Source organism: Marinobacter sp. C2H3 (assembly GCF_037080155.1).
GTDB lineage: Bacteria > Pseudomonadota > Gammaproteobacteria > Pseudomonadales > Oleiphilaceae > Marinobacter.
This window is the reverse complement of the sequence record NZ_JBBBNZ010000002.1, coordinates 58,498-79,583: the sequence shown is the minus strand read 5'-3', so window position 1 is coordinate 79,583 and position 21,086 is coordinate 58,498. Positions and strand designations below refer to the sequence as shown.

Sequence of the window (21,086 nt, the reverse complement as noted above, 5' to 3'; positions counted from 1 at the left end):
GAATCATGGCTGGTTACAAGATTCTGCAGGCTGAGAAACAGGGCATCTACGTCCTGAAGTTTATCGGGGAAATCCGGCTCAATCTGTGTTCGACGCTGGACAACCTGGTGGAGTCCATTACCCAGGACCCGCAGTTCAAGACCGTGGTGATCGATCTGACCGAAACCGAGATCATCGACAGCACCACCCTCGGGCTTCTGGCCAAAATCGCCATGGCCGCCCAGAAACAGAGCCACTTCCTGCCCACCCTGATTTCCACCAATCCCGACGTCACCCGAATCATCACCTCGATGGGGTTCGACAAGATATTCATTATTGTCCGGGAGCCCGCCTCGCGCATTGAAGAACTTGAAGAAATCCCGGTGCTCAAGGCCAGCGAACAACAGGTTCGCGACAAGGTGCTGGACGCGCATCGGGTACTGATGGGCATGAACCAGAAGAACCGGGAAGAGTTCAAGAATCTGGTTCGCGCGCTGGAGTGCGAAGAGAACGGCTGATCCGACACGACAACGGAAGCACTATGTCTGATTACACCGAGCCCCGGCAATCCGGGAGCAACACCCAGGTCAGGGACGTGGCTGTCCTGGGCGGCGGCAGCTTTGGCACGGCGATGACCAAAGTGCTGGCCGAAAATGGCCACCGCGTTCACTTCTGGATGCGGGATGACCACCAGGCCAGCGAAATCCGTGACACCCGCATCAACAGCCGGTACATGCCCGGCGTCGAACTGTCCGGCGACATTCTTCCCACCACCGACCTTGCCGACGCGGTGGGCCGCGCCGAACTGGTGTTCGTCGCCATCCCCAGCAAAGCCTTCCGAACCGTGATCCGCGAGCACAGCCGCGATTTCCGGGACGGGCAGATTGTCGTCAGCCTGACCAAAGGCATCGAGGCCCAGGGTTTCAAGCTGATGAGCGAGATACTGCAGGAGGAGATTCCCCGCTGCCGCATCGGCGTGCTGAGCGGCCCGAACCTGGCATCGGAAATCGCCAACCGGGATCTCACGGCCACGGTGATCGCCGCCAAGGACCCGGACGTGCGCCGCGCGGTGCAGGATCTCCTCGGGTGTGAGTATTTCCGGGTATACGCCAACGTGGACGTGTACGGCGTGGAGTTGGCGGGCGCCCTCAAGAATATCTATGCCATCGTGGCGGGCCTGGCCTCCGCGCTGGACATGGGCGAGAACGCCAAGGCCATGCTGATCACCCGGGGGCTGGCGGAAATGAGCCGCTTTGCGGTGAGTCTTGGAGCCAATCCGATGACCTTCATGGGGCTGGCCGGTGTGGGCGACCTCATCGTCACCTGTACGTCATCAAAAAGCCGAAACTTCCGCATTGGCTACGCGGTGGGCAAGGGCCAGGCCCTGGAAGAGGCCGTCGAAGAGCTGGGGCAGGTGGCCGAAGGCATCTACACGCTCAAGCTGGTAAAAGAGAAATCCGAGGCCATCGGCATTTACATGCCGCTGGTTCGTGGCCTGTATGAGATCCTGTACGGGTCGGCGTCGATCAGCGCGGTGATCAACAGTCTGATGATGGCGGTCCAGAATTCGGACGTGGAATTCATACTGCCGCGTACCATTGCCCAATAGCATTTGCGAACAACCCCGCAGCGAATCGGGCGCGGCAAGCGTGGAACAGGAGGCATCCAGGGCCATGAAACTGATTATCATGCGCCACGGCGAGGCCGGTTGGCACAGCCTCGATCAACAGCGGGAACTCACCGAGCGGGGGCGGTTGACCGTGGGCGCCGTGGCCCGGCAGATTGCCGAGAGCGACTGGCGCCCGGCCATGATCTGGGCGAGCCCCTACACCCGCGCCCGTCAGACCGCTGCCATCGTGGCCGAAGTGCTGAACGTCCCTTTGGAAGAGCGCGGCTTTCTGACGCCGGACGACGATCCCGGGCAATGCCTCGACGCCTTGCTTGAGGGTGCGCCGCCGTCGCCTCTGATGCTTGTCTCCCATATGCCACTGGTGGGCAGCCTGTCCACGCTGCTGGTGGATGGCCATCGCCGCGGTATTCCGTTCATGACCGCCCAGGCGGTGGCCCTGGAGCTGCCCGTGGTGGGGCCGGGTTGTGCGGATCTGAAAGCCCAGTTTTTGCCGTAACGCCCTCAGGCGGATAGCCGTTCCCCTTGTAGATCAAGCAGCTCAATCACCCGATCGGCGGATGCGATGGTCTCTTTCCGGTGTGCAATCATGACCCGGGTAATTCCCAGCGCCGCAATATTGTCGCTGACGCGCCGCTCAAGCGCGTTGTCGAGGTGGCTGGTCGCCTCATCCAGGAACAGGATACGAGGGTTACGATAGAGGGCCCGAGCAATGAGGACCCGTTGCTTCTGGCCGCCAGACAGCACCGTTCCCATATCCCCAATCAGGGTATCGTAGCCCATCGGCATGGCGGCAATGTCGTCGTCGATGGCCGCGATGGCTGCCGCGTGTTTGATTCTCGCGTCATCCGGGGCGGTACTGAAAAACGTGATGTTGTCCCGGAGCGTCCCGGAAAACAGCTGATCGTCCTGCATAACCACGCCAATCCGGTCCCGGTAGTGCCCCAGCCCCAGCTGTGGTATCGGATGGCCGTCGATGCGCACCTCGCCGTCCGTTGGCTCCACCAGGCCAATGAGCGCTTTCATCAGGGTACTTTTCCCACACCCGGACGGGCCGGTCAACGCCACCGATTCGCCGGGCCTTATGCTGAATGAAAGCTCGGATAACACCGGCGCGTCCATCTCGGAGTAACTGTACGAAAGGCCGGAAACGTCGATCTGCCCTGAAATGTCGATGGCTTTCCCGGAATCTGTGCCGATGTTTTCCGTTTCGGTCAGGGCGATATCCGCAATCCGGTCCCGATGCAGGCCCAGCAGAACAATCTGAATAACGGCCTCGATAAAGCTGGCGGCCTTTTCTTCAAAGTTGCCCTTCCACATGGTGATCGCCATCAGTACGCCGATCGTCAACTCGCCCTGCATGATCAGCGCAGCGCCAATCCAGATGACCACCACGTTAACGACACCAAACAGCAACGAGTTCACCCCATTGAGCCAGATTTCGAGCCTGTTGACGTTGATTTCACTGTTGATGGCATCCGCTGTCCGATTTTGCCAGCCCACTTCCCGGTCGCGCTCGCCCCGCATGATCTTGATGCTCTGATTTCCCCGGACCGTTTCAAGAAAGTTGGTATCAACCTTGGCTGATTCCATGATCTCGGCCTCGGATCGCCGGCGCAGAACGTTAAAGGACACCACCCGCACAAGGGCGTAGACCAACGTTGCACCGGCGATGATGAACGCCAATGTCTGGCTGTAGCTAAACAGCAGGCCCAGCGTGATCACCACCATGCCGCCGTCGATCAGGGCCGCGAGGACGCTTCCGGTTATGGTCTCGTTGACAGACTCCATGGAACTGAAGCGGGACTGGATATCACCGACATGCCGCTGTGTGAAAAAATGATGGGGCAGATAGATCATGTGGCGAAACAGCCGGGCCGCCATCTGGAAATTCAGCGTTTTGCTGAAGTACAACAGCAGCCACGATCGAAAGACCTCGGCGATTGTGGTCAGTAACGCGAGCAGCAGGAACCCGATGCCAATCACCGTCAGCATGCTGCTGTCATCGGTTGCCAGGGCGGTATCCGTGACGATCATGATCATGTACGGCGAGAGCAGAGCCAGGCCCTGAAGCACCAGCGACACAACCAGAATCTGGGCTATCAGCGCCTTCATCCCGGTCAGCGGAGGAATCAGGCTCCACAGGGACAGGGGGCTGCGCTCATCCTTCTTTTCAAACCCGTCACTGGGACGCAGTTCAAGGGCAATGCCGGTAAAGTGCTGATCGACCTCTTCCCGGGTCAAGGTCAATGCGCCTCGCGCGGGGCAGTGTATGCGCACCCCGTTTGAGGAAACCGATTTCAGGACCACGAAGTGGTTCATATCCCAGTGCAGGATGGCGGGAAGAACCAACTGGTCAATGCCTGAACTCTCGAGTTTCAGCGGCCGTGGAATGAGCTCCAGAGCGGACGCCACATTCATGATCTGGACAAGGTCCGCCCCTTTCAGAGAGAGGGAGTGCCGTTGGCGCAGGGTGTGCAAATCCAAACGGTGGCCGTGATAGCTGGCAACCATGGCGACGCAGGCGAGGCCGCATTCCGCGGCTTCGGACTGCTGAATGACGGGCAGTGAGCGCGTGGACAGGAAACGCAAGGTGTTGATCATGGGGTTTCAAGTCTCCCGCGAAGTCGATAGAGAGGGTCGAGCAGCCACTCGTGAATCCGGAGCCGGTCCAGAACGATATCGGCCTGCAGCGTCTGGTCCGGCCGCAGGCGGATTGGGACGCCCTGGGTGGTTGTCAGGGTGTCATCGAGCGCAATGGTGACTGGGTAGAAGGCCCGTTGCTGGGAGTTGCTGATGGGCGCATCCAGATCCTTCGCGTCCAGTGCCGACCGCTCAATGGCAACCACGTGCCCGGCACCACTGCCAAATCGCTGATAGGGGAAAGCGTCAAATCTCAGGTTTACGCGTTGCCCGACGTCGATGAAGCCGATGGCGTCAGTGGGCACGAACACCCTGGCTTCCAGCTGATTCCGCCGCGACCTGATGATCGTGACCAGATCGTTGGGGTGAACGAGCTGGCCCGGGGGCGGCGGCGCGACGCTGACGTAGCCATCCACCGGGGCCTTGACCAACGTGACGGCTTTTGCCTGGAGGGCGTTCAACTGATCGGTGAGTTGAAGTTTGAGTTCCTGTAACTCATTGATTTCGATCAATCCCTTCGAGCGCAGGCTCTCAAGTTCGTCGTTGAGGTCGGTCTCCTCTGACGACAGGCTGGCCAGTTCCTCCTGAAGCCGGGCTTGTTCGTTCAACTGGTCGATATAGGCCAGTTTCTTGTTGTCCACTTCGTCGATCGTGTTCAAGCCCTTTGCCCGGTTTGACAGGGCACGGTCCAATCTCCGCTTTGTCAGCTGGCGGGCCCTGGCGTTCAGTGCCATTCTGGTTTGAAGCTGCGTCCGTTGATCGGCCAGGCGTGACAGCTTCGTCTGAATATGGCGCTGCTCCAGGGACTGTTGGTCCTTTTTCAACTGGGTACGTTTGGACAGTACCTCGATGCGCTGAGTCAGGTTCGCCTCCTCAAGTTGAATGTCCGCCTCGGCGTCCCGTGAGTAATGGGATCGTTCAATGCGGACGAGGGTCGTACCGGCCGGCACGAACTGACCGAGCCGTACCGGGCTTTCTGTGACGACGCCACCGGTCGACACCCGGATCTCCGATTGTCCCGATTTGGGTTTTAATACGCCGCCGACCGTCTCGGTGCGCTGGAATTCGCCGAAATACAGGTACAGCGCAATCACCATGGCGACGCCCAGCAACGTTGTCGATATCGCAAGAATACCCGGCGTGGTCATGTTGATCGGTTTGCCAAACATCGAGTCGGTCGCGGATTCGATGGCCTGGCGTCGGAACAGTTCTTTACGCATGTCGTGGTTCCCAAAAGAGCAGGGCAGGCGGCCGCCGTCGGGTTTGCCCGGAAGTCGCGTAATCAAGCGCCGGTATAGGCATCCCTTACCGGGAAAAAGACCGATAACCAGAAGTCGACATCGTTACAGGGTTCGGGCAACGCGATACCGTCCACCAGCAGGAACGGGAAGACATCGGGCTCGTTCCTATCCTCTGAGGCACGCTCGAACTGGTGCATCAGGGACAGGACGTCCGGATTGGCGTCACCCTGTTTGTCGGCGGACGTTGCGGTGTACTCCAGAACACCGGGACCGATGCGTTCCAGAAAGGTGGCTGGGTCGCAAGCCGGAATCTTCTTCAACTCATTCAACAGCGTGAAGTAGCTGGGAGATTCTGTTCGCCGGCAGGTGAAATAGACGTTCAGATCAACCGGGCGTGTCGCCAGTGCCGACCGCCTGTCAAGAAGGGAGGCCAGGACATCCATGCAGTGCTCACAGTCCAGGCTCAGGCACAGCGTGATGGTCTTCCGGGCGTCAGGGTGCTGAACCGCCGGAAAGTAAGCGCCAAACGAGGGGCGGAGCCCTGTGCCCTGAGTCAGTATACGAAGATCGAGAGGGTCTTCCTGGCGAACAATGGATGCCCACAACATTCGCTCATTATCCAGGTCAATAAACGCGGAGTACGTTTTCCACAGAGCCCACAGCGCTGAGAATAGGGTGATTGCAATAAGTGCCCAGATAAATGCCTGGGATAGCGTATAACCCGATACGTGGTCTATTGTCGTGACAGATATAATAAATGTGATGACATTTAACGCATTGAAGAGATTGCACAAATAACAGAATTTTCGTGCAATGATCTGGGCGAAGAAGAGCAGGCCTGAGACAAGGGCAAGCAGGCCGAGAAACGTGATCAGAAACCCCGGGAATCCTGAAAAAATGAATATGGTCCCGATGTAAATAGAGGCCAGCGCTGAAAATGAATACAGGGACAGCGGGATGCCGAAAAGGTGCGATGCAGAGCTGAACATCATTTCCGAACAACGGCCACCCTTGCGGTCGCAGAGTTTGAGAAGGGATCCGTTTTCGGCGTTAAAGCACTGCACGTAAACGATCACGGCGTTTACGGACAAAGCGGCGACAAAGCCGGCGTGCAATAGAAGAATGTTTAACATGATGGACGCTTGACCAGGGCCATAGAAACGCCGCTTGCCCCTCACCAGTGACAAGCGACGAGAACTCTCTACCGTTGTTGTGCTGCACGGCTAAAGAGAGGGCGAGCAGTGCCTGCCCTTAGCAGGTACCAGCACCCGTAATCGCTCCACCGATTGCGCCGGTAATCGCACCAACGACAACGCCCAGGGGGCCACCCTCGAGACCACTTGCCGCGCCGCCGGCAGCGCTGACACCGGTCGCCATTCGAATGCACTTACGACGATCGCTGTGGCGACGCGCCTGGCGCTTCGCCCGACGGGCCTTGAACCGGTCACGGAAGCGGCCGCCGCTGACTTCCATGCACTCTTCGAACGTCAACTCTTGCATTTGCGTAGCTTGATTGTTCATTGCTTTCTCCAGATGTCAGGTGTTGTGCCATTGTTGGCAAACAAAAGCTAGCAACGCATGATTAAAACCGTCAACGCGATCGCAAAATATGAATATCATTCCGCAATAATTCATGATCTTTTATGCGGCGAGGACAACTCCATACAACGTCATAATGAAATATTGCGCGGCGTGATGTGTTTAGGGTATTTACATAAAATAGCTGTCAGCCTATCCGGTAAAATAACCTGCCTATTATTAACCCTTATATTTGATACGCCTTTTTGTTTTGGCATAGTTTATTAAATGCAGGAGGCAGGAGAGATCGCATTTAATAATGCACAATCGGGAGAAATGTTAAAATGGGTAATGCTTGCTGGTTGAGGCAGAATGATTGCGATGTGGGGCCCAAATGGTTCATTCTGGGTCGCCCAGTTACCCCCTTTTTTCAGGAATGTGGACGGTTATGAATGGATCTGAAGGTGTTGAGGGCAGAATTCAGGCATCGCTGCCCGAGAGCGACGGACGGCCCCCTCTCGAGCACTGGCATCCTGAGCTGTCAGGCGATATCGATATTCGTATCACGAGGGACGGGGTCTGGCTTTACCAGGGCGCACCCATCGCTCGGGAGTCGATTGTCAGGTTGTTTGCGTCTGTTTTGCGCCGCGAGAGTGATGGCGATTACTACCTCGTCACGCCAGTTGAAAAGTGGCGGATCAGGGTAGACGACACACCGCTGCTGGCACACAGCCTGAGCGTCACCGGGGACGGGGCGGCGCAGGTCCTCTCGCTGACGACCAGCGTGGGCGAGACCCTTGCCATCGGCGAAGACCACCCGCTGACCATGGGTACCTACCCCGGGGGCGAGCCCAGGCCTGTTATCGCCGTTCGTCATGGGCTGGACGCCAGGATGGTCACCAGTGCCTATTACGATCTGGTGGGCTGTGTCGTAGAGAGCGCCGACGATAGTGACTCGACGGCCCTGGGCGTTTGGAGTGGGGGAAAATTCTGGAAAATCGGTTAGAGCGGTTGAAATGCCGATGACCGCGCCCATTAATACGGTGGAAACCACAGTAACACCGTTGTTAGACTGTGGTTATGCTTGTTATCGAGCCTGGCTCTCTAACGAGGCCCGGTGGTCGTTAGTCCCTCTGTTCAGTCCGACTGTTCACGATCACTTTCGATTGCCTTTATTCACATACAGTCATTGCGACAGGCAAGGAGAAACAATGGCCCAACCTCGAGTTGTCACCATTCACTACACCCTCACGAACGATCAGGGCGAGCAATTGGACTCTTCCCGTGTGGAAGGCCGCGAGCCGCTGTCCTACCTCGAAGGGGCCCAGAACATCATCGGCGGACTGGAAAGCGCGCTGACCGAGAAGAATGCCGGCGATCAGGTGACCGTTTCCGTCGCACCGGCTGAGGGTTATGGCGAAGTCAACGAAGAGTTGATCCAGCCGGTTCCGCGGTCCGCCTTCGAAGGCGTCGACACCATTGAGCCGGGTATGCAGTTCCAGGCGCAGACCCCGGGCGGCCCCCAGATCGTTCGCGTGGTGGAAGTCAATGATGAAACCGTCACCATTGACGCAAATCACCCGCTGGCCGGCCAGACCCTGCACTTTGATGTGGAAGTGGTCGAAGCCCGCGAAGCGACCGACGAAGAACAAGAGCACGGCCATGTTCACTAAGCTGTGACTCTTCTCGTCAAGAGGGGCAGGGAAAGCCCGCCCCTCTTGACGATGACCATCTCCCTTTCCGTCAGGGCCACAGTAACTGGGCCTGTACGGTGTTTTCCTACCCTTCCGTGGTATCCCGCGCTCCCCGTTCTCGCATTCTACTTGCCGGCTCATCGACCTGATCGGCCGTGCGTCCGACTGTGTCGCCAAACCGTTCAGGCTTTCTGAGGGAAAGTGCGTCCCACCTCGATTATTGGGGACATTCGGACTCTTTTACAAAAAAATCGTAGGAATTTGCATTCCCCGTTCTGCGAAAACGCCTTAGCTTAAAATGCAGGCGTTGGGGGGTATCTGCCGGATTGCTCGGTTCAGATGTTCTATTGCGCAAGACCTGTGGCGGTAAAACAACAAACGACAAACAGGCGCAAACTATGGGTGTTGAACGGAATTTTCTGGAAGTATCAACAAACACCTGGCGCGACGCTGAGTCGTGCACGACCAACGAGAGACGCCAGCATTGGCACTACCACGATCAGTTTGAGCTTCACGCGTTCTGGAATTTTTCCGGGCAGGCCGCTGTGGGTGGCCACCGCGGGGCACTGGTGGAGCACAGCGTGTTCTTGCTGGCTCCGAACATTGCCCACGCCTGGATCGGTGAGCCGACTAACGGCCATCCTCGTGGTGATGCCGTTATCGACTGCGCCGTACTGTTCAGAGAGCACCATACCGCCAGAATTCTCCAGCTCTTCCCGGAGCTGCGGAACCTTGAGTCGTTGTTGGCCGATTCCGGGTATGGGGTTGAGATCTCTGGGGTGCCGGATATCCACGAGATCGGTGACCGGATTCTCGAGCTCGAGCAGCTTGAGGGGTGTCGCCGCTTCAGCCAGTTTCTGGCGGTTCTGGATCGCCTGGCGAGCTGCCCCCGAAAACTGCTGAATGTCGGCAACAGCGTCGGGCCGGCAAATTTCCTGGCATCCGAGAATCTGAAGAGGGCGTTGGCTTACACGCGCCAGAACTTCCGGACCAACCTCACGCTGGAGCAGGCGGCTGAAGTCGCGGTCATGAGCCCGTCGCACTTTTGTCGCTCGTTCAAAAAGGCCTATGGCGTAGGGTTTGTCGAGTACGTGAACAAGCTGCGTGTTGAATGCACCTGTGAGCTCTTGAGAAGCAGTCGCAGGCCAATCGCGTCGATCGCGTATGAGTGCGGGTTTGTGAATATCTCGAACTTTAACCGGAACTTTAAGAAGTACGTGAAGCAGTCGCCGTCGGAGTTCCGGCGATCTCTGTAATCGGAAGACGGGGTCAGTTTGGAAGACGGGGTCAGATGAAAGAGCTCATCTGACCCCTGGTCACGCCGGAAAAAAAAGGTCGGGGTCAGATGAACGCTTTCATCTGACCCCTGGTTGGCCTCTGGTTTGACGCCAAGCCCATAAAAAAGGGTCAGATGAACATTCATCTGACCCTTTTATGCGTCACCCGAACATCACATGTTCGGATAGTTCGGACCGCCGCCGCCTTCCGGCGTTACCCAGGTAATGTTCTGGGCGGGGTCCTTGATGTCGCAGGTCTTGCAGTGCACGCAGTTCTGCGCGTTGATCTGGAAGCGCTTGCCGCTGCCGTCGTCGGATTCAACCACTTCGTAGACGCCCGCCGGGCAGTAACGCTGTGCCGGCTCGTTGTACTTGGGCAGGTTCTCCTGGATGGGAATGGTCGGATCGGTCAGCTTCAGGTGAACCGGCTGGTCTTCCTCGTGGTTGGTGTTTGAGATGAACACCGAAGACAGGCGGTCAAACGTCAGCGTGTTGTCCGGCTTCGGGTAGTCGATCTTCTTCGCGTCGGCCGCCGGCTTCAGGGTGGCGTAGTCCGGCGTGGTATCCCGGAAGGTGATCGGCAGGCTGCCCCGCAGGATGTTCTGCTCGAAGAAGGCGATGGCGCCCCCCACGATGTTGCCAAACTTGTGCATGGCCGGGCCGAAGTTGCGCTCGGCGTACAGCTCTTTATACAGCCAGCTGTCCTCGAAGCGCTTCTGGAAGCCGGTAATTTCTTCGCCGGTCTTGCCCTCTTTCAGCGCCTCGAACACCGCTTCGGCGCCCAGCAGGCCGGACTTCATGGCGGTGTGGGAACCCTTGATCTTGGAGCTGTTCAGTGTGCCGGCATCGCAGCCCAGCAGCAGGCCGCCAGGGAAACTCATCTTGGGCAGAGCGTTGTAGCCCCCCTTGGCGATGGCGCGGGCGCCGTAGGACACGCGCTTGCCGCCTTCCAGATACTTTCGAATTTCCGGATGCAGCTTCAGCCGCTGGAATTCTTCGAACGGGCTCAGGTGCGGGTTGCTGTAGGACAGGTCCGTGATCAGGCCGACATAGACCTGGCCGTTTTCCAGGTGGTACAGGAACGAGCCGCCGGTGCTGCCGGATTCGTTCAGCGGCCAGCCGGTGGTGTGAACCACCAGGCCCGGCTCGTGTTTGGCCGGGTCAATGTCCCACAGTTCCTTGATGCCGATGCCGTAATGCTGGGGGTCTTTGCCTTCATCCAGTTTGAAATCGGCGATCAGGCGCTTGCCCAGGTGACCGCGGCAGCCCTCGGTAAACAGGGTGTACTTGGCGCGCAGTTCCATGCCCGGCATGTAGCCGTCTTTATGGGAGCCGTCGCGGGCTACGCCCATGTCACCGGTAATGATGCCCTTGACCTGGCCATCCTCAACGATAGCTTCCGCTGCGGCGAAACCGGGGTATACCTCAACGCCCAGCTGCTCCGCCTGTTCGGCGAGCCAGCGACACAGGTTACCCAGGCTGATGATGTAGTTGCCGTGGTTGTGCATGTTGCGGGGCACAAAGGCGTTGGGAATCTTGGTGGCGGCGTCCTGGTTCTTCAGCAGGAAGATGTCATCCCGGGTCACCGGGGTATTGAGGGGCGCGCCTTTTTCTTTCCAGTCGGGAAACAGCTCGTTCAGAGCGGTCGGCTCGAACACGGTGCCCGCCAGGATGTGGGCGCCAATCTCGGACCCTTTCTCGACGACGCAAACGGTGAGTTCCTCGCCCGCTTCCTGCGCCAGTTGCATGACGCGGCAGGCTGCCGACAGGCCCGCAGGGCCGCCGCCGACGATCAGAACATCAAATTCCATCGATTCGCGTTCCACGTTGGTCTCCTCAAACAGCTTATATTGACTATTTATACGCCCGCAGGCCTGTTCAGGGGCGTCATGATACCGATATTCGGGACGCCCGACGACTGTTCGCAGCCGGCAAAACCGGCTTTGTAACTCAAAAGCATACCGGAATCGAAGAATCAAACAAACGTTTGTTTGAAAATTCCGCCACGATTTGGCATTGTACGTGTACACCGAAATATCGTGTGTTTTGAGTCGATTTTTAGTATCGTCTCATCGCCGATCCGGGTCAATACCGGATCAATGGCTGCAAAAGCGGTCCTGGAGCGTCATCGGGGGCTATTGACCCCTCTGGCCTTTGCCTGCAGTATTATTGCCCACTCAAGTATCGGCAGGCTCTCCGAGAGGATTGCGAGTCATTAAACCCATCGTAGAAGAACGAGGAATCTATGAAGGTTCTGGTCGCTGTAAAACGAGTTATCGACTACAACGTCAAGGTGCGGGTCAAACCGGACAACACCGGCGTTGACCTCGCCAACGTCAAGATGGCAATGAACCCGTTCTGCGAGATCGCCGTTGAAGAGGCGGTTCGTCTTAAAGAGAAGGGCGTTGCTACCGAGATCGTTGTGGTATCCATTGGCCCGAAGGCCGCCCAGGAGCAGATCCGTACCGCTCTGGCGCTGGGTGCTGACCGCGGCATTCACATCGAGACCGATGACGAAGTCCAGTCCCTCGAAGCGGCCAAGCTGCTCAAGGCTGTGGTCGAGAAGGAAGAGCCCAAGCTGGTGATCCTCGGCAAACAGTCCATCGATTCCGACAACAACCAGACCGGCCAGATGCTGGCGGCGCTGACTGGCATGGGCCAGGGCACCTTCGCCTCTGAGGTCGTTGTTGAGGGCGACAAAGTCAACGTGACCCGTGAAGTGGACGGCGGCCTGATGACCGTTGCCCTGAACCTTCCGGCGGTGGTGACCACCGACCTGCGCCTGAACGAGCCGCGCTACGCGTCCCTGCCGAACATCATGAAGGCCAAGAAGAAGCCGCTGGACACCGTGGCTCCGGCAGACCTGGGCGTTGAGATGAAGCCGCGCCTGTCCACCCTGAAGGTTGAAGCCCCGGCCTCCCGTCAGGCGGGCATCAAGGTGGCGGACGTTGCCGAGCTGGTCGACAAACTGAAGAACGAAGCGAAGGTGATCTGATGAGCATCCTGGTTATTGCTGAACACGACAACAGCAGCCTGAAGCAGGCCACCCTGAGCGTGGTTGCGGCTGCCAAGGCCATCGGTGGTGATATCGACGTTCTGGTGGCAGGTGAAAACTGTGGCGCCGTTGCGGAAGCCGCGGCCAAGGCCGAAGGCGTGAACAAGGTGCTGGTTGCTGACAACGCCGCTTACGGCCACTTCCTGGGCGAGAACCTGGGTGAGCTGGTCGCCGAAGTGGGCAAGAACTACAGCCACATCCTGGCCGCTGCCGGCACCACTGGCAAAGACTTCATGCCGCGCGTTGCTGCGCTGCTGGACGTTGCCCAGGTCTCCGACATCATCCGCGTTGAGTCCGATGACACCTTCGTGCGCCCGATTTACGCCGGTAACGCGATCGCAACCGTCAAGGCCAGCGACAGCATCAAGGTGGTTACCGTACGCCCGACCGGCTTCGATCCGGTGGCTGCCGACGGCGGCTCCGCTTCCGTTGAGCAGCTCGACGTGGTCAAGGACGCTGGCCTGTCCAGCTTCGTGAGCGAGCAGAAGGCTGAATCCGATCGTCCGGACCTGGCCTCTGCGGGCATCGTGATCTCCGGTGGCCGTGGCATGCAGAACGGCGACAACTTCAAAATGCTGGAGAACGTGGCTGATCTGCTGGGCGCCGCCGTTGGCGCGTCCCGTGCGGCGGTTGACGCCGGTTTCGTACCCAACGACATGCAGGTCGGCCAGACCGGCAAGATCGTTGCCCCGCAGCTGTACATCGCCGTTGGTATCTCCGGCGCGATTCAGCACCTGGCCGGTATGTCCGATTCCAAAGTGATCGTTGCGATCAACAAGGACGAGGAAGCACCGATCTTCCAGGTGGCCGATTACGGCCTGGTGGCGGACCTGTTCGAAGCGGTTCCGCAGCTTGAGGAAGAGCTGAAAAAAGCCGTCTGAGCCTGAGCCCGGACGCACGAAAAAAGGCACCTTCGGGTGCCTTTTTTTGTGCCCCGGATTTGTGTCCGGGTGACGGCTTGGCAATCGCCGGCACGCTGAGCAGATGGCCCATGTTGTCAGTCGCCGTTCCGCTCCTTGCGACGGCCGACAAGTCGCTTTTCCGCTTTGCTGATAAACAGCATATCGGCGATCAGATGTACGGCCCGGTTGGTGGTGCGCAGGGCGCCGTAGATGTCGCGCCGGGTTTTATCGTGGCTGGCCTTGGCCCGGCGGGCGCTGGCTTTGAACTGCTCATCGGACGACAGTAGGTCGATCAGCCCGAACGTGGTGCCGGCAAGGGCCTGGTGCAGGCGCTCGATAGCGGTGGTTCCGCCAGAGACGGTACCTTCCACCAGCCGGGCGCGGTTGCGCACCTCCAGCAGCTCCAGCCGTTTGCGCTGAACCGTGCTCAGACGGGCAGCGTTCCGGGCATTGATCCGCCGGATCTGGGAGCGTGTGGTTTGCAGATCCCGATAGGTGAGCGTGCCCAGGGCACCGGCGCCCAGCAGGCAGAGGATAATCAGGGCATTGAGCATGGGTTGGCTCCCTTCAGCGGTAGTCGATCTGGATGTCGACGTCGATCTGCCGTTCCCTCAGCTCCACTTCCAGTTCCTTCTGGACCTCCTGGTACACCATCTTGCTCACCATCACGGGTAGATGGTCGGCCAGCATCCGGGCGCTGCGGGACTCCCGCTTCGCCAGGGCAATCGGGTCCCGAATCCGCAGCGTAAGTACGGGTTCGGGCGGTGGAAGCGCGGCATCCTGGCTGTCCTGGTCCATCAGGTGGCGAATCAGGGCTTTCTGTTCACGCAGTTGCCAGAACAGAAAGCCGTTGCCGGCCAACAGGGCCAGGCTCAGGACGAACAACACCGATGTCAGCAAAGGCCACCTCCGTTCCTTCTTGGTATCGGGTGCAGTGTGCAGTAATGCCGGCACCAAGCGATTGGCCGTACCGACGCGCGGCAGCCGAGCCCCGGGAAACTGGACGCAGGCCGCAAAGCTGGTAATGTCCTGGGCCTGCACCTTGCACGGCGCCCGGACGGCCTTCAAAATTCCAGAAACAACGACAGGGAGCAGGTTATGGTTTGGCTCAAGGCGTTTATCGCCGGTTTTCTCGCCACGCTGGTGTTTCACCAGGGCTTGTTTTACGTGTTCTATCTGGCAGGCGTTGTGCCCGCCGCCCCCTTTAGCATGGCACCGGTTCCGCCGTTCGGCGTGCCTCAGGTGCTGTCGCTGAGCTTCTTCGGTGGCCTTTGGGGCATGGTGTTGTGGCTGTTGCTGGGCCGACTGGCGGGCACCGGCTACTGGCTGGGGCATGTGCTTGCCGGCGCCGTAGGGCCCACCGTGGTCGCGATGCTGGTGGTGTTTCCGCTGAAAGGCATTGAGCCTTCTGCCCAGATGTGGGTAGGCGGGCTTATTCTGAACGGTTTCTGGGGCCTCGGCGTTGCCGTGATCATGCGCCTGTTGCGCGCCCGGGCCGTCCCGGCGACTGGATAACTGTACGTCAACTTCATTACGACAAGGACGCAGCATGACCGATTCCACCGAAACAACCCAGGCCTCGGGTAAACGCCACGATCTGGTGGTGTTTGGCGCCACCAGTTTTGTCGGGCAGATTCTCACCCGCTATCTGTTTGAGCGCCACGGCGTTGGCGGTGACCTGGACTGGGCGATCGCCGGGCGCTCGGAGGCAAAACTCAGCGATGTTCGCACGGCCCTTGGCGATGGTGCGGCGGGCCTGCCGTTGCTGATGGCCGATGCGGCGGACGACGATGCGCTGGCTGACCTGTGTGCGAGCACCCGGGTCGTGATCTCGACCGTAGGGCCCTATGCGCTGTACGGCGAACCCCTGGTCCGGGCCTGCGCCCGGTCAGGGGTGGACTATTGCGACCTGACCGGCGAGGTTCAGTGGATCCGGCGCATGATCGAGCGCTACGAGGACGATGCCAAGGCGTCCGGGGCGCGCATTGTGCACTGCTGCGGGTTTGATTCCATTCCTTCGGATCTCGGTGTCTGGTTTTTGCAGACCCAGGCGGAAATCCAGTTTGGCGAAACTTGCGAGAGCGTCCGCATGCGGGTGAAAGCCGCCAAAGGCGGTCTGTCCGGCGGCACGGTGGCGTCCATGATCAACATCGCCAAGGAAGCCGGCGCGGACCCGCAGCTTCGCAAGGAGCTGGCGAATCCGTTCTCCATCTCGCCGGACGGCCACCGTTCCACCGTGCGCCAGCCGAGCCTCAAAGGCGCCGAGTTTGACCGCACCCTGAACGCCTGGCTGGCGCCCTTTGTGATGGGCGCCATCAACACCCGCGTTGTGCATCGGTCAAACGCTCTGCAGGACGACCGTTACGGCAAGGAATTCACCTACGACGAGGCGATCATGACCGGCCGGGGGCTCAAAGGCCGGGCCGCAGCCTACGCCATGACCGGGGCGCTGGGCGCGTTCTTTACCGCCTCGGCCATTGGCCCGACCCGCTGGGTGGTGGAAAAGCTCGTGCCCAAGCCCGGGCAGGGCCCGAGCCCGGAAGAGCAGGCGTCCGGCTTTTTTGATCTGCGGTTTGTCGGGCGCACGGGCAATGGCAAAACCATGATTACCCGGGTAACTGGGGATCGTGACCCGGGTTACGGCTCCACCGGCAAGATGCTGGGTGAGGCTGGCCTGTGCCTGGCGTTTGACGTGCCCAAGGATCAACCTGGCGGCTTCTGGACGCCGGCCTCCCTGCTGGACGGTAAGCTGCTGGAGCGGCTTCAGAACAACGCCGGCCTGGTGTTCGAGGTGCTTGAAACCCGCTGATCGGGTTTACAAGGGGAACCTGAGTACCCGGTCACAGCGGAGCAGGGCGTCGGTGCCATGGCCCAGGCAGATCACCGTGCGCCCTTCCAGCCAGCGCTCGAGGCGCGTGGCAATGCGCTGGCGGGCGTCGGCGTCCACCCCGGTAAACGGCTCGTCCAGAAGTACGAGGGGCGCAGCGCTCAGCAACACACGGGCGAGCGCCACCCGACGGGCCTCGCCCCCGGACAGCCGACTGCCGGTGCTGCCCAGCCAGGTATCGAGCCGGTCCGGCTCGGCCTCAAACCGATCCGCCAGTTCCACCACCTCCAGCACCTGCCAGAGATCGCCGTCGGACGCGTTCGGGGCCCCCAATAGCAGGTTCGTGCGCAGGGTATCTTCGAACAGTTGGGTTTGCTGGGTCAGGTAGGCGCAGGGGACGCGAGCGACGGTGCCCCGGGCCGGCGTCTCGAGCCCCGCAAGGGCATCCGCGAGAGACGATTTACCACTGCCTGACGCTCCGAGCACCCCGAGCCGCTCTCCCGGTTGGAGCTTCAGGCTGAAACGCGTGAGTAACGGGGGCAAAGTGCCGTGGCGCAGAGTCAGGTAGTCCACCGCCAGGGCGGCGCCGTCCGTAGGCGCGACAACACCGTCGATGCCCGGCGTAACCGCCGTATCCTGATTAAGACGATGGGCGGCAGAGACAGTGCCACCCAGGCGTCCAAAGGCGTCCGGCAGCATGGCATACACTTCCTGAAGCCCCATCAGGGCAATCGGTACCAGCATCACGACCGGTCCGGTCACTTGCCCGGCGTCGTGCAGCGCAAAGCCCAACCACAGAACCCAGATCACTGAAACGTGGATCAGCAAACCGGCAATCGCCTGGTGCCAGCCTACCCGGCTCTCCACGCGGCTACGGCTCCGGTCCAGGGTGTGAGCCTGGCGCAGCAGCCAGGCACCGTGACGACCCACCCGGCCTGCTGCCCGGAGCTCGGCAATGCCCTCGAGATGCTCAATCACGGCCGTTCGCAGGGCTTCCTGAAGGTCGCTCTGGCGATAGGCCAGCGCTTGGGTCCGCCAGACCACCGCCGCGGTAGCGGTCAAGAGCGCCAGGCCGCAGAGCAGTCCAACGGCCATCGCAGCTTCGGCGCTGAACAGGGCGCCGATCAGCGCCACGACCAGCAACAGCACCACCAGCGCCATGGCTGCCGGAGCAATAAGCCGAAGGTAGAGCGTATCCAGCGCATCAATATCGCTGGTCAGCCGGGACAGCCACTGGGCGCCGGACAGCCGGCCACGACGGGCGACCGACAGTTTCCGGAACAGCGCGATCCGAAGGTCCGTGAGCAGCCGCAAGACGGTGTCGTGGTTGTACAGCCGCTCCCCGTACCGGGCTGCCGTGCGGAACACCGCGAAAAATCGGATGGCACCGCCGGGTACGTACAGGTTTATGGTGGCCGGCAGGCCGGCCGCCAGAAGCAGGCCCACCAGTGCGGTCTGGGTGATAAACCAGCCGGAGACGGCGAGCAGGGACATGCCCGCAAGCGCCGTGGCAAGAATCAGCAAGGCACCGACCAACAGCCGGCCACGACGACGGAAAATCAGGCGAAGCCAGGGCCACAGCTCACGCATCCTGAACCTCCCCGCGGTCAATGCTCAGGATACGGTCTGCCAGGGTCAGCAAGGCTTGTTGGTGGGTGGCAAAGACCAGCGTTTTACCGGCGTCGCACAGCTTGTGAAGGGCGTCGATAACGATGATCTCGCTGTCCGCGTCCAGCCCTGCGGTGGGCTCGTCCAATAGAATCAGATCGTAATCTGCCAGAAACAGCCGGGCCAGACTCAGCCGACGGGCCTGGCCGCCGGATAGGCCCCGACCGTCGTCGGTCACCGCGCTGTGGATGCCGTCCGGGCGTCCGTGCACCAGTTCGGCCAGCCCGACCCGCTCCAGCGCGGATTCGATGGCGACGTCACTGGCCTCCGGCGTGGTCAGCCGCAGGTTGTCCGCCCAGGTGCCGTGCACCAGGAACCCACGCTGCCCGAGCCAGCCAAACCGAAAGCTGCCGGGCGCCCGGCCCAGCACGGAGATCTGGCCCCGGGAGGGCGCAACGAAACCGGCCAGCAGCTGCAACAGCGTGGATTTGCCGCCACCGGAAGGGCCGGTGAGCGCGACAGCCTCCCCACGCCGAAACGACAGAGTGAGGGAACGGAACAACGGCTCCGCGCCTGGGTGGGCGAACCAGACCCCCTGCAGCGCAATGCCTGGCGCATCATCGGCCTCGCCCGTCGCGGACCCGCCCGGTGACGGATCGGAAGAGGGCGTTTGCGAGCGGGCCCCGGAATGCGATTGGGCCGGCGTGACGGCGCGCTGGTCCAGTTCGTCCATCCGGAGCATCAGCTCCGCACCGGCCCCGAGGGCGGCGGCCCGATCGTGATAGTGCTGGGAAAGAACCCGCAGCGGCTGGAAAAACTCCGGCGCCAGTAGCAGCACCGTCAGGCCGCTGAATAACGTGAGCCCGGGCGCAGGGCCAAACTCGATGTAGCCCAGCAGGCCGAAGCCGATGTAAATGGCAATCACCGCAATGGCCACGGAGGCAAAAAACTCCAGTACCGCCGATGACAGAAACGCCACCCGAAGCGTCTTGAGCGTGACCGCACGGTATCGTTCGGAGCGCTGTTCGATGAGCCGGGCGGCCGCCTCGGTCTGGCCAAACAGCTGCAAGGTCGTCAGGCCCCGCACCTTGTCCAGAAACTGCCCGGACAGCCGGCTGATGGTCTCGAAATGCTGTTGATTCAGGCGCTCGGCGCCCATGCCCACCAGGGCCATGAACAAGGGAATGAGTGGCGCTGACAGCACCAGGAAAATACCGGCCAGCCAATCGAGCCAGAACACCACCGCCAGAATCATCAGTGGCACCAGGGTGGCCAGAATCATTTGCGGAAGGAACCGGGCAAAGTACCCGTGCAGGGCGTCGACGTGGTCAATCCACTCACGGCTGAGCACCGCCGCGGACTCGTCCCCCACGGCCCTCGGGCCCGCCTGGCGCCAGTGTTGATGCAGCCGACGTCGAACACTCCGCTTGACGCGCTCGCTGGCCCGGGCGGCCAGCTGGGTTTGCAGCCCCTGGCAGGCGCTACGGGCGATGACCGCGACGGTCAGGCCAAGAAACAGGGGAATCAGGGCGTTGGGCGGTGCGTCCTGCACCAGCCCACGGTGGGCAATGAGCCCGATAAGAACCATCTGGACGATGGCGGCCACCCCGGACAGGGTGCCTGCGAGCGCGGCACCCTGAATCCATCGGCGTTGACCTTGGGCAAGCTCCGAGAGCCAGCGTCGAACGGCGCGCGGTTCCGGAGCCGGCACTTAGTGGTAACCCTCGCCGGCGCGGACCTTGCCCCGGAACACCCAGTAGGACCAGGCCGTGTAGGTGAGGATGATGGGCACCACGAACAGCAGCCCAAGCAGCAGGAACAGCTGGGAGTTGTAAGCGGAAGCCGCATCCCACAGCGTGTAGTTGGGCGGCACCACGTACGGCCAGCGGCTGGCGATTAGCCCCAGGTACGTGGTGATGAACAGCCCCATGGTGGCCACGAATGGCATGCCCTCAAACCGGTTACGCACGGACCGGTAGATCTGGAACGCGCACAGCAGGGTCAGGAACGGCAGCACCCAGATCACCCCGATGTGAGCAAACCAGCGCTCCCGGATGGCGTCGTTCACGAACGGCGTCCACACGCTGATGATGCCGAAGATGGCCAGCACCGCCGCCAGCAGGGGCAGGGTAAGGCGGTAGGCCCACGCCTGCAGTTCGCCCTCGGTTTTCATGATCAGCCAGGTGGCACCCAGAAGCGCGTAGCCGGCAAGCATGCCCAGCCCGGTCAGCACGGTAAATGGGGTCAGCCAGTCAAAGGCGCCGCCCACATACACGCCGTTGGCGGTGGCGTAGCCCTGAATGTAGCTGCCCACAACAGCGCCCTGGGCAAAGGCGGCCACGGTGGAGCCGCCGGCAAACGCCCAGTTCCAGAGGTAGCGGGAGGTCCGCGCCTTGAACCGGAACTCAAAGGCCACGCCCCGGAAGATCAGCCCGGCAAGCAACAGAAACACGCCAATGTACAGGGCCGGCAGGAGGATGGAATACACCAACGGAAACGCGGCCAGCAGGCCGGCCCCACCGAGGACCAGCCAGGTCTCGTTGCCATCCCACACGGGGGCAACCGAATTCATCATGGTGTCCCGGTCGGTTTCGCTGGGGGCGAAGGGAAACAGGATGCCCACCCCCAGGTCGAACCCGTCCATCAGCACATACATGATCACGCCAAAGCCGATGATGAAGGCCCAGATCAGGGCCAGATCAAATTGTTCCATGG

General features: G+C 60.7%; 20 protein-coding genes. 10 read left to right on the top strand and 10 right to left on the bottom strand.

Annotated features, from left to right (window positions below):
* The first annotated feature begins 5 nt into the window (after positions 1-5).
* The 3 genes from V3388_RS05485 (at position 6) to V3388_RS05475 (ending at position 2,105) form a co-directional block, all read left to right on the top strand.
* Complete coding sequence (locus V3388_RS05485) at positions 6-497, top strand: STAS domain-containing protein (RefSeq protein ID WP_336366538.1); 492 nt, start codon at positions 6-8, stop codon at positions 495-497.
* A gap of 23 nt (positions 498-520) precedes the next feature.
* Positions 521-1,588, top strand: a complete 1,068-nt coding sequence (locus V3388_RS05480; protein WP_336366537.1) for an NAD(P)H-dependent glycerol-3-phosphate dehydrogenase — start codon at positions 521-523, stop codon at positions 1,586-1,588.
* Between the two features lie 64 nt (positions 1,589-1,652).
* Positions 1,653-2,105: a SixA phosphatase family protein gene (locus V3388_RS05475; RefSeq protein WP_336366536.1), complete on the top strand. Its 453-nt coding sequence runs from the start codon at positions 1,653-1,655 to the stop codon at positions 2,103-2,105.
* Positions 2,106-2,110: 5 nt separating this feature from the next.
* Here the strand turns inward: V3388_RS05475 and V3388_RS05470 are convergent, their stop codons facing one another.
* From V3388_RS05470 to V3388_RS05455, 4 genes are all read right to left on the bottom strand, one after another.
* The gene (locus tag V3388_RS05470) at positions 2,111-4,210 is read right to left on the bottom strand and encodes a peptidase domain-containing ABC transporter (protein ID WP_336366535.1); all 2,100 of its coding nucleotides are present in this window, start codon (positions 4,208-4,210) and stop codon (positions 2,111-2,113) included.
* Complete coding sequence (locus V3388_RS05465; RefSeq protein WP_336366534.1) at positions 4,207-5,469, bottom strand: HlyD family secretion protein; 1,263 nt, start codon at positions 5,467-5,469, stop codon at positions 4,207-4,209. The genes V3388_RS05470 and V3388_RS05465 overlap by 4 nt, the downstream gene beginning before the upstream one ends.
* A 62-nt stretch (positions 5,470-5,531) precedes the next feature.
* A complete protein-coding gene (locus V3388_RS05460; RefSeq protein WP_336366533.1) occupies positions 5,532-6,623 on the bottom strand; it encodes a hypothetical protein in 1,092 nt (363 codons plus the stop codon).
* 118 nt (positions 6,624-6,741) lie between these two features.
* Entirely contained in the window at positions 6,742-6,990 is a 249-nt protein-coding gene (locus tag V3388_RS05455; protein WP_336366532.1) for a Blp family class II bacteriocin, read from the bottom strand.
* Positions 6,991-7,456: 466 nt separating this feature from the next.
* On the opposite strand from V3388_RS05455, the gene V3388_RS05450 reads away from it, so the two are divergent.
* The 3 genes from V3388_RS05450 (at position 7,457) to V3388_RS05440 (ending at position 9,958) form a co-directional block, all read left to right on the top strand.
* On the top strand, positions 7,457-8,014 hold the full coding sequence (locus V3388_RS05450) for a DUF1285 domain-containing protein (protein WP_336366531.1): 558 nt from the start codon (positions 7,457-7,459) through the stop codon (positions 8,012-8,014).
* A gap of 205 nt (positions 8,015-8,219) precedes the next feature.
* A complete protein-coding gene (locus V3388_RS05445; RefSeq protein WP_336366530.1) occupies positions 8,220-8,681 on the top strand; it encodes an FKBP-type peptidyl-prolyl cis-trans isomerase in 462 nt (153 codons plus the stop codon).
* Between the two features lie 368 nt (positions 8,682-9,049).
* The gene (locus V3388_RS05440) at positions 9,050-9,958 is read left to right on the top strand and encodes a helix-turn-helix domain-containing protein (RefSeq protein WP_336366529.1); all 909 of its coding nucleotides are present in this window, start codon (positions 9,050-9,052) and stop codon (positions 9,956-9,958) included.
* A 194-nt stretch (positions 9,959-10,152) separates the two neighbouring features.
* On the opposite strand, the gene V3388_RS05435 is transcribed toward V3388_RS05440, so the two are convergent.
* Positions 10,153-11,805 carry an electron transfer flavoprotein-ubiquinone oxidoreductase gene (locus V3388_RS05435; protein ID WP_336366528.1) on the bottom strand — a complete coding sequence of 551 codons (1,653 nt, stop codon included), beginning with the start codon at positions 11,803-11,805 and terminating at the stop codon, positions 10,153-10,155.
* A 419-nt stretch (positions 11,806-12,224) separates the two neighbouring features.
* Between V3388_RS05435 and V3388_RS05430 the strand changes: the two genes are divergently transcribed.
* Both V3388_RS05430 and V3388_RS05425 read left to right on the top strand, forming a co-directional pair.
* The gene (locus V3388_RS05430) at positions 12,225-12,974 is read left to right on the top strand and encodes an electron transfer flavoprotein subunit beta/FixA family protein (RefSeq protein ID WP_336366527.1); all 750 of its coding nucleotides are present in this window, start codon (positions 12,225-12,227) and stop codon (positions 12,972-12,974) included.
* Positions 12,974-13,915: an electron transfer flavoprotein subunit alpha/FixB family protein gene (locus tag V3388_RS05425; protein ID WP_336366526.1), complete on the top strand. Its 942-nt coding sequence runs from the start codon at positions 12,974-12,976 to the stop codon at positions 13,913-13,915. The genes V3388_RS05430 and V3388_RS05425 overlap by 1 nt, the downstream gene beginning before the upstream one ends.
* Before the next feature lie 116 nt (positions 13,916-14,031).
* Here V3388_RS05425 and V3388_RS05420 read toward each other — a convergent pair whose 3' ends face one another.
* Positions 14,032-14,490 carry a hypothetical protein gene (locus V3388_RS05420; protein WP_336366525.1) on the bottom strand — a complete coding sequence of 153 codons (459 nt, stop codon included), beginning with the start codon at positions 14,488-14,490 and terminating at the stop codon, positions 14,032-14,034.
* A gap of 13 nt (positions 14,491-14,503) precedes the next feature.
* Positions 14,504-14,836 (bottom strand): hypothetical protein, encoded by a 333-nt coding sequence (locus tag V3388_RS05415; protein ID WP_336366524.1) that lies wholly within the window; start codon positions 14,834-14,836, stop codon positions 14,504-14,506.
* Positions 14,837-15,034: 198 nt separating this feature from the next.
* Here V3388_RS05415 and V3388_RS05410 point away from each other — a divergent pair, with 198 nt between their 5' ends.
* Together V3388_RS05410 and V3388_RS05405 are read left to right on the top strand one after the other, a co-directional pair.
* Positions 15,035-15,451 carry a hypothetical protein gene (locus V3388_RS05410; protein WP_336366523.1) on the top strand — a complete coding sequence of 139 codons (417 nt, stop codon included), beginning with the start codon at positions 15,035-15,037 and terminating at the stop codon, positions 15,449-15,451.
* 34 nt (positions 15,452-15,485) lie between these two features.
* A complete protein-coding gene (locus V3388_RS05405; protein ID WP_336366522.1) occupies positions 15,486-16,745 on the top strand; it encodes a saccharopine dehydrogenase family protein in 1,260 nt (419 codons plus the stop codon).
* Between the two features lie 6 nt (positions 16,746-16,751).
* Here the strand turns inward: V3388_RS05405 and cydC are convergent, their stop codons facing one another.
* From cydC to cydB, 3 genes are read right to left on the bottom strand one after another with little or no spacing between them, the layout of a single operon-like run.
* Positions 16,752-18,353 (bottom strand): thiol reductant ABC exporter subunit CydC, encoded by a 1,602-nt coding sequence (cydC, locus tag V3388_RS05400; protein WP_336366521.1) that lies wholly within the window; start codon positions 18,351-18,353, stop codon positions 16,752-16,754.
* Positions 18,346-20,082: a thiol reductant ABC exporter subunit CydD gene (cydD, locus tag V3388_RS05395; protein WP_336366520.1), complete on the bottom strand. Its 1,737-nt coding sequence runs from the start codon at positions 20,080-20,082 to the stop codon at positions 18,346-18,348. The genes cydC and cydD overlap by 8 nt, the downstream gene beginning before the upstream one ends.
* On the bottom strand, positions 20,083-21,084 hold the full coding sequence (gene cydB / locus V3388_RS05390; RefSeq protein WP_336366519.1) for a cytochrome d ubiquinol oxidase subunit II: 1,002 nt from the start codon (positions 21,082-21,084) through the stop codon (positions 20,083-20,085).
* Positions 21,085-21,086: the final 2 nt, after the last annotated feature.

Excerpts from the sequence above, each read along its gene's own strand:
- V3388_RS05475 (WP_336366536.1), top strand. The coding sequence starts at position 1,653 with ATGAAACTGATTATCATGCGCCACGGCGAGGCCGGTTGGCACAGCCTC.
- V3388_RS05420 (WP_336366525.1), bottom strand. The coding sequence starts at position 14,490 with ATGCTCAATGCCCTGATTATCCTCTGCCTGCTGGGCGCCGGTGCCCTG.
- V3388_RS05455 (WP_336366532.1), bottom strand. The coding sequence starts at position 6,990 with ATGCAAGAGTTGACGTTCGAAGAGTGCATGGAAGTCAGCGGCGGCCGC.
- cydC (WP_336366521.1), bottom strand. The coding sequence starts at position 18,353 with ATGCGTGAGCTGTGGCCCTGGCTTCGCCTGATTTTCCGTCGTCGTGGC.
- V3388_RS05460 (WP_336366533.1), bottom strand. The coding sequence starts at position 6,623 with ATGTTAAACATTCTTCTATTGCACGCCGGCTTTGTCGCCGCTTTGTCC.
- V3388_RS05480 (WP_336366537.1), top strand. The coding sequence starts at position 521 with ATGTCTGATTACACCGAGCCCCGGCAATCCGGGAGCAACACCCAGGTC.
- V3388_RS05445 (WP_336366530.1), top strand. The coding sequence starts at position 8,220 with ATGGCCCAACCTCGAGTTGTCACCATTCACTACACCCTCACGAACGAT.
- V3388_RS05425 (WP_336366526.1), top strand. The coding sequence starts at position 12,974 with ATGAGCATCCTGGTTATTGCTGAACACGACAACAGCAGCCTGAAGCAG.
- V3388_RS05405 (WP_336366522.1), top strand. The coding sequence starts at position 15,486 with ATGACCGATTCCACCGAAACAACCCAGGCCTCGGGTAAACGCCACGAT.
- V3388_RS05465 (WP_336366534.1), bottom strand. The coding sequence starts at position 5,469 with ATGCGTAAAGAACTGTTCCGACGCCAGGCCATCGAATCCGCGACCGAC.
- V3388_RS05485 (WP_336366538.1), top strand. The coding sequence starts at position 6 with ATGGCTGGTTACAAGATTCTGCAGGCTGAGAAACAGGGCATCTACGTC.
- V3388_RS05450 (WP_336366531.1), top strand. The coding sequence starts at position 7,457 with ATGAATGGATCTGAAGGTGTTGAGGGCAGAATTCAGGCATCGCTGCCC.
- V3388_RS05430 (WP_336366527.1), top strand. The coding sequence starts at position 12,225 with ATGAAGGTTCTGGTCGCTGTAAAACGAGTTATCGACTACAACGTCAAG.
- V3388_RS05410 (WP_336366523.1), top strand. The coding sequence starts at position 15,035 with ATGGTTTGGCTCAAGGCGTTTATCGCCGGTTTTCTCGCCACGCTGGTG.
- V3388_RS05470 (WP_336366535.1), bottom strand. The coding sequence starts at position 4,210 with ATGATCAACACCTTGCGTTTCCTGTCCACGCGCTCACTGCCCGTCATT.
- cydB (WP_336366519.1), bottom strand. The coding sequence starts at position 21,084 with ATGGAACAATTTGATCTGGCCCTGATCTGGGCCTTCATCATCGGCTTT.